Source organism: Pseudomonas sp., assembly GCF_037994325.1.
Classification (GTDB): Bacteria; Pseudomonadota; Gammaproteobacteria; order Pseudomonadales; family Pseudomonadaceae; genus Aquipseudomonas.
The window spans coordinates 1-5,120 of record NZ_JBBNAH010000324.1 but is presented as its reverse complement, the minus strand read 5'-3'; the positions used below and the strand labels follow the sequence as shown (position 1 = coordinate 5,120).

Genomic DNA, 5,120 nt, shown 5'->3' with positions numbered 1-5,120 from the left:
ACTGACTCGTAGGTGAGGCATGGCTTGGCTACTCAGCGCTTAGTTGAAGTTCACAAACTGGCCTTCATCGACCAGCGCTTGCCCCGACTTGCGTGGCTCCTGACGGCGTAGCTCGCGCACATTGTTTTGGCTGCGTGGCGGCGCTGCTTTGTGGCTGCTGGACGTATTGTTGCTATCCAGGCGGAAGTAGCCGATCAGCTCTTGCAGTTGGCTGGCCTGGGCATTCATTTCTTCGGCGGTAGCGGCCAGCTCTTCCGAGGCGGAAGCGTTCTGTTGGGTGATCTGGTTCATCTGGCCCATGGCGATATTGATTTGCCCGGCACCGCTGGACTGCTCTTGCGAGGCTGCGGTGATTTCCTGCACCAGGTCCGAGGTTTTCTGGATATTTGGCACGATCTCGTCGAGCAGTTTGCCGGCCTGTTCGGCCAGGCTCACGCTGTTGGTCGCAACACCGCCGATTTCCTGCGCGGCTACTTGGCTGCGTTCGGCCAGCTTGCGCACTTCGGCCGCTACAACGGCGAAGCCTTTGCCATGGTCGCCAGCACGCGCGGCTTCGATAGCCGCGTTGAGGGCCAGCAGGTTGGTCTGATAAGCGATGTCGTCGATGATGCCGATTTTGGCCGCGATCTGTTTCATCGCCTGAACCATTTCGCGTACAGCCTGGCCGCCTTGCACGGCGTCGTTGGCGGCTTTGCCGGCAATGCCATCGGTGATTTGCGCGCTTTCGGTGTTTTGCGCAATAGAGGCAGACATCTGCTCCACCGAGGCGGTGGTTTCTTCGACGCTGGCGGCTTGTTCGGTCGCGGCCTGGCTCAACGATTGCGAGGTGGCGCTGACTTCTTCCGAGGCCGACGACAGCGAGTCGGCGGCGCTGCGTACATCGCTCATCACCGCACGCAGGCGTTCGGTCATGTTCTGCATGGAGGCCAGCAGCTTGCCGGTTTCATCCTGGCTATCGACAGTAATGCTCACACTTAAATCACCTTCGGCCAGGCTATTGGCCACGCCCACCGCACGGTTAAGCGGCCGGGTGATGCTGCGGGTGACCAGAATGCCAATGGCAAAGCCCAGAGCGGCGGCGATCAGCACCAGCACAATCATCTGTGTGCGCGAATCCAGGTAGATCGCCGAAATGGCCTCGTTGGCTTCGGCTGCACGTTGCTTTTTCTGATCCACCAACATGGCGATGCTCTCGTCTGCCGCCGTGCCTTCGCTGCGCAGTTGTGGCAGCAAAGCGGTGACGTCGCTGGCTTCGGTAAAACGGCCGGATGCTTTGCTCACTTCGAGCACGCGCAATGCGGTTTGCTCGTAGGAGGCAAGCTCTTTGGTCAAGGTTTCCAGCTCGGCCAACGACTCTGGCCGACTGAAACTGGAGCGTGCTTTATCAAGGTTCTCGTGCATGTTTTTCATCGCGTCACGCACCTGTTGCGCGGTGCGTTCGCGTTCTTCGGCGTTGGTCGCAAGCAGGTTACTGCGCAGATGGCGGCCGGCATACACCAGGTGCAGGTTGGCGGTTTGCATATTGCTCAGGGCCGCCATTTCGCGCTCATACATCTGGTCCGAGAGGTCATTGACCTTGCTCAGATTAAAGATGCCCAACGCGCCCACCGCAGCGGTCAGCAGCACCACCACGGTAAAGCCGGCGATCAGGCGGACGCCGATCTTTAAGTTACGTATCGAGTTCATGGGGTGTCTCCTAGGAGCCGGTGAGATCCGGTCGCGGTTGGTTGGCGCGCGAGTCGGTCTCGACGCTGCGGTGCAGGGTGTTAAACAGATTGGCAATATCCAGGATCAGGGCAATCTGCCCGGAGCCGAGAATGGTGGAGCCGCTGATGCCTTGCAGGTGCTGGAACAGCAGGCCAAGGGGTTTGATCACGGTTTGCAGCTCGCCGTGCAGGTGGTCGACGATCAACCCGGCCTGCTGGCGGCCAAAGTTGACCACGACGATGTTGCGCCGCGTGCTGTGGCTGGCCGGCAGACCAAAGTGCGCCGCCAGGTCAATGCACGGCAGTGGTTTACCGCGCAGCTCGATATAGCCGTAGGTGCCGCGGGCCAATTGGCTGGCGTCCAGCTCCAGGCATTCGGTGACCAGGTCCAACGGCACCACAAGATGTTCGTCGCCCAGGCTGACTAGAAAGCCGTCGATAATCGCCAGGGTTAACGGCAAACGAATGCGGAAGGTGGTGCCACGGCCCAGCACCGAGTCAATATCAATGCTGCCGCGCAGGGCGTCGATGGCGCTGCGCACCACGTCCATGCCAACGCCACGGCCGGAGAGATCGGAGACGGCATCTGCGGTGGAAAAGCCAGCGGCAAAAATCAGCCGTTGGATATCGTGCTCAGACAAATTGGCTTGGGCGTCGATCAGCCCACGGGCGATGGCTTTGTCGCGGATGCGCGCGGTATTGAGGCCGTGACCGTCGTCACTGACCTCAATCACGATCATGCCGGACTCATGATAAGCATTGAGCAGCAACGAGCCCTGCGCCGGCTTGCCTGCTGCCGCGCGTTGCTCGGCGTTCTCGATGCCATGGTCGATGGCATTGCGCACCAAGTGGGTGAGGGGGTCGGCCAACTGGTCGATCACCGATTTATCCAGCTCGGTGTCGGCGCCGCGTATATCCAAGCGGATGTCTTTGCCCAACTGTTCGCTGACGTCGCGCACCACACGGTGAAAGCGGTTGAAGGTGTCGCCGATCTCGATCATGCGCATTTTCAGCGCTGCCTCGCGAATCTGCTCGACGTGCTGATTGACCGTTTGCGTACTTTCCACACACAGCGCGTTGCCGTGTTTTTGCGCATGCAATTGCGCACCGGCAGCGCTGATCACCAACTCGCCGACCAGGTTGATCAACTCATCAAGCTTGTGCGCGGCCACCCGAATCGGCGCTTCTTGCACGCGTTTATCCCGCGAGGCTTTTTGCTTGGCCAAGGCCGCATCTACCGCTTTTGGCGCAACCATGCCTTGGCTGACCAACACTTCACCCAGCGCTGGTTTCACCTCGCTGGCAGCCGCTTGTAGGTTAAGCCCGGTTTGCAGCTCGTGTTCGGTCAGCAAACCGGCACTGACCAGAATCTGGCCAATACGCGCATCGCTTTCGGGCAGTTGCTGAATCAGTTTTAAGTAGTCATCCAGCGCGCTGTCTGGTGGCAGGATATGCAGGGTGCAGAAGTCGCGAATGAACTCGAAGACTTCCTCGATCTCGGTTTTACTGGCGTTGCTGTGCAGGTCAATTTCCAGACCCAGGTAGCAGCTTTCCGGATCCAGCTCAGCCAGCGCCGGCAGGGTGTCGTCGATCAGCGCCAGGTGGTTGATCTCACCAAGGCGGCCGAGGTAACGCACAAAGGCGGCCGGGTCGAAACCATTGCGCAGCAAGTCAGCGTGAAAGCGCAGGGAAATATGCCAGGCACCACTCGCGCCAGCCGCCACGGGCTGAGTAGGGGACGGCTCGCTAACAGTGGCTTCAGACGCGGCAGCAGCAGTACCGTCATGCTCGGTCCCAGCATGCTGAGCAAGGATGGCCAGCAGTTGGCTCTGGTGCTCCTCATCCACCGGCAGCTCGCCGGTTTGCGGGTCGATCAGGGCGACCATCGAGGCCACTTCATCCAGACAACGCAGCAGCACGGAAATCAACGCCGGGCTTAACGTGCCCGCACCGTCACGCACCGCCATCAGCAGGTTTTCCAGATGGTGGGTAAAGCTCACCAACGGCGTCAGTGAAAACAGCCCGGCCGAGCCCTTGATGGTGTGCATAGCGCGAAACAGGCCGCTAAGCGCCTCTTCATCAGTGGGCGACTGGTCCAGTTGCAGCAGGTATTCCTCGGCCTGTTTGGTCAGCTCACTGGCTTCTTCGATAAAGCCCAGCAGCAGTTGGGTCCACTGTTCGCCGTTAAGCATGGCTTGGGCCCTCAGGCCTGGGCTGCCGGGGAGGGCAGCAAGTGGGGGAGGCGTAGCAGTTCAAGCAGCTCGCGTACGGCGGTGGCCGGGTTGCAGGTTTCCAGCACGATGCCCAGCTGCAACAGGGACTTATGCAGCGCCAGTAACAACTGCACGCCAGCGGTATCCAGCTCTTCCACCTCGCTCAGGTCCAAACGCCAGGCCGGTGCCTGGCTTTGGCTGTGCAGCACCGCGGCCAGTTCGCTGTGGGCCTGACTGACTTCGTAAATGGTCAGGCTGCCGCTGATGGCGAGTTGGCCAGGGGCGTGCTGGCTCAGTTGAAACATCTCAGCTCACCAGCTTGTCAACGGCGGCCAACAACTGCGCCGGTTGAAAGGGTTTAACGATCCACGCCCGCGCACCAGCGGCCTGGCCTTCGGCCTTTTTGCTTTGCTCGCTTTCGGTGGTGAGCATAACGATGGGAGTGAATTTGTATTCCGCGCGCTCTTTCAGGGCTTTGACCAAACCGATGCCATCGAGGTTGGGCATGTTCACGTCGCTGATAATCAGGTTGACCTTTTGCCCGGTCAGCTTGGCCAGCGCATCGCGGCCATCAACGGCCTCGATCACCTGGTGGCCGGCGCCAGTGAGGGTCATCTTCACCAGTTGGCGCATGGACGAGGAGTCGTCAACGATAAGAATGGTTTTGGCCATGGGGCAGGGCTCCGTACAGCAATCAATAGGGGTTAGAAAAAGGTGATGTCGTCTTGCGCTGCGCGTGTGTTAGCGGCGCTGCGGCGGCCGCCCCTTTCCTCGTCGGTGGTGAACTGGCGGCGCAATTCACTTAGCCAACGCTGTGGGTCGGTAATGATCGGGTCTTGTTCGTGCAGGGCGCTGTGCAGGCGCTGCATATCGCTTTGCAGATGGTCGAGCATCTGGTCGGAGCGGTCCTGGAACTGCAGGCTGACGATAATTTCCTGAATATCGCCCTGGGTAACGCGGGTGTCCTGTTGCAGTTGCAGCGAGCTGTTGGTCAGCTCGTCGAGGTTGGCGCTCAGGCCTTGCATAATTTCGCCGGTGACTTGATCGAGGTAGCGCAGGTTGTTTTCTTCATTGGCTGACAACTGATCGGCTGCGCTTACGGTGGCGCTGATGGCTTTGTTGATTTCGCCAACCTTTTCCACCATGCGCTGGCCGGTTTCGGCTGACAGGCTGGACAGCTTGCGCACCTCATCGGCTACCA

4 protein-coding genes and 1 pseudogene are annotated in these 5,120 nt (G+C 60.0%); all 5 read right to left on the bottom strand.

Features of this window, described 5'->3' with window-relative positions; translation table 11 throughout:
• Positions 1–39: 39 nt before the first annotated feature.
• Complete coding sequence (locus tag AAAB16_RS10970) at positions 40–1,686, bottom strand: methyl-accepting chemotaxis protein (protein WP_340663345.1); 1,647 nt, start codon at positions 1,684–1,686, stop codon at positions 40–42.
• A gap of 10 nt (positions 1,687–1,696) precedes the next feature.
• The gene (locus AAAB16_RS10965; protein ID WP_340663344.1) at positions 1,697–3,898 is read right to left on the bottom strand and encodes a chemotaxis protein CheA; all 2,202 of its coding nucleotides are present in this window, start codon (positions 3,896–3,898) and stop codon (positions 1,697–1,699) included.
• Positions 3,899–3,909: 11 nt separating this feature from the next.
• Positions 3,910–4,224 (bottom strand): STAS domain-containing protein, encoded by a 315-nt coding sequence (locus AAAB16_RS10960; protein ID WP_340663343.1) that lies wholly within the window; start codon positions 4,222–4,224, stop codon positions 3,910–3,912.
• 1 nt (position 4,225) lies between these two features.
• Positions 4,226–4,591 (bottom strand): response regulator, encoded by a 366-nt coding sequence (locus tag AAAB16_RS10955; RefSeq protein ID WP_110618628.1) that lies wholly within the window; start codon positions 4,589–4,591, stop codon positions 4,226–4,228.
• A 32-nt stretch (positions 4,592–4,623) separates the two neighbouring features.
• Positions 4,624–5,120, bottom strand: a pseudogene (locus AAAB16_RS10950) (chemotaxis protein); the annotation flags it as partial.

What these genes read in the sequence shown, in the direction of transcription:
- AAAB16_RS10970 (WP_340663345.1), bottom strand. Translation starts at nt 1,686, where the DNA reads ATGAACTCGATACGTAACTTAAAGATCGGCGTCCGCCTGATCGCCGGC.
- AAAB16_RS10965 (WP_340663344.1), bottom strand. Translation starts at nt 3,898, where the DNA reads ATGCTTAACGGCGAACAGTGGACCCAACTGCTGCTGGGCTTTATCGAA.
- AAAB16_RS10960 (WP_340663343.1), bottom strand. Translation starts at nt 4,224, where the DNA reads ATGTTTCAACTGAGCCAGCACGCCCCTGGCCAACTCGCCATCAGCGGC.
- AAAB16_RS10955 (WP_110618628.1), bottom strand. Translation starts at nt 4,591, where the DNA reads ATGGCCAAAACCATTCTTATCGTTGACGACTCCTCGTCCATGCGCCAA.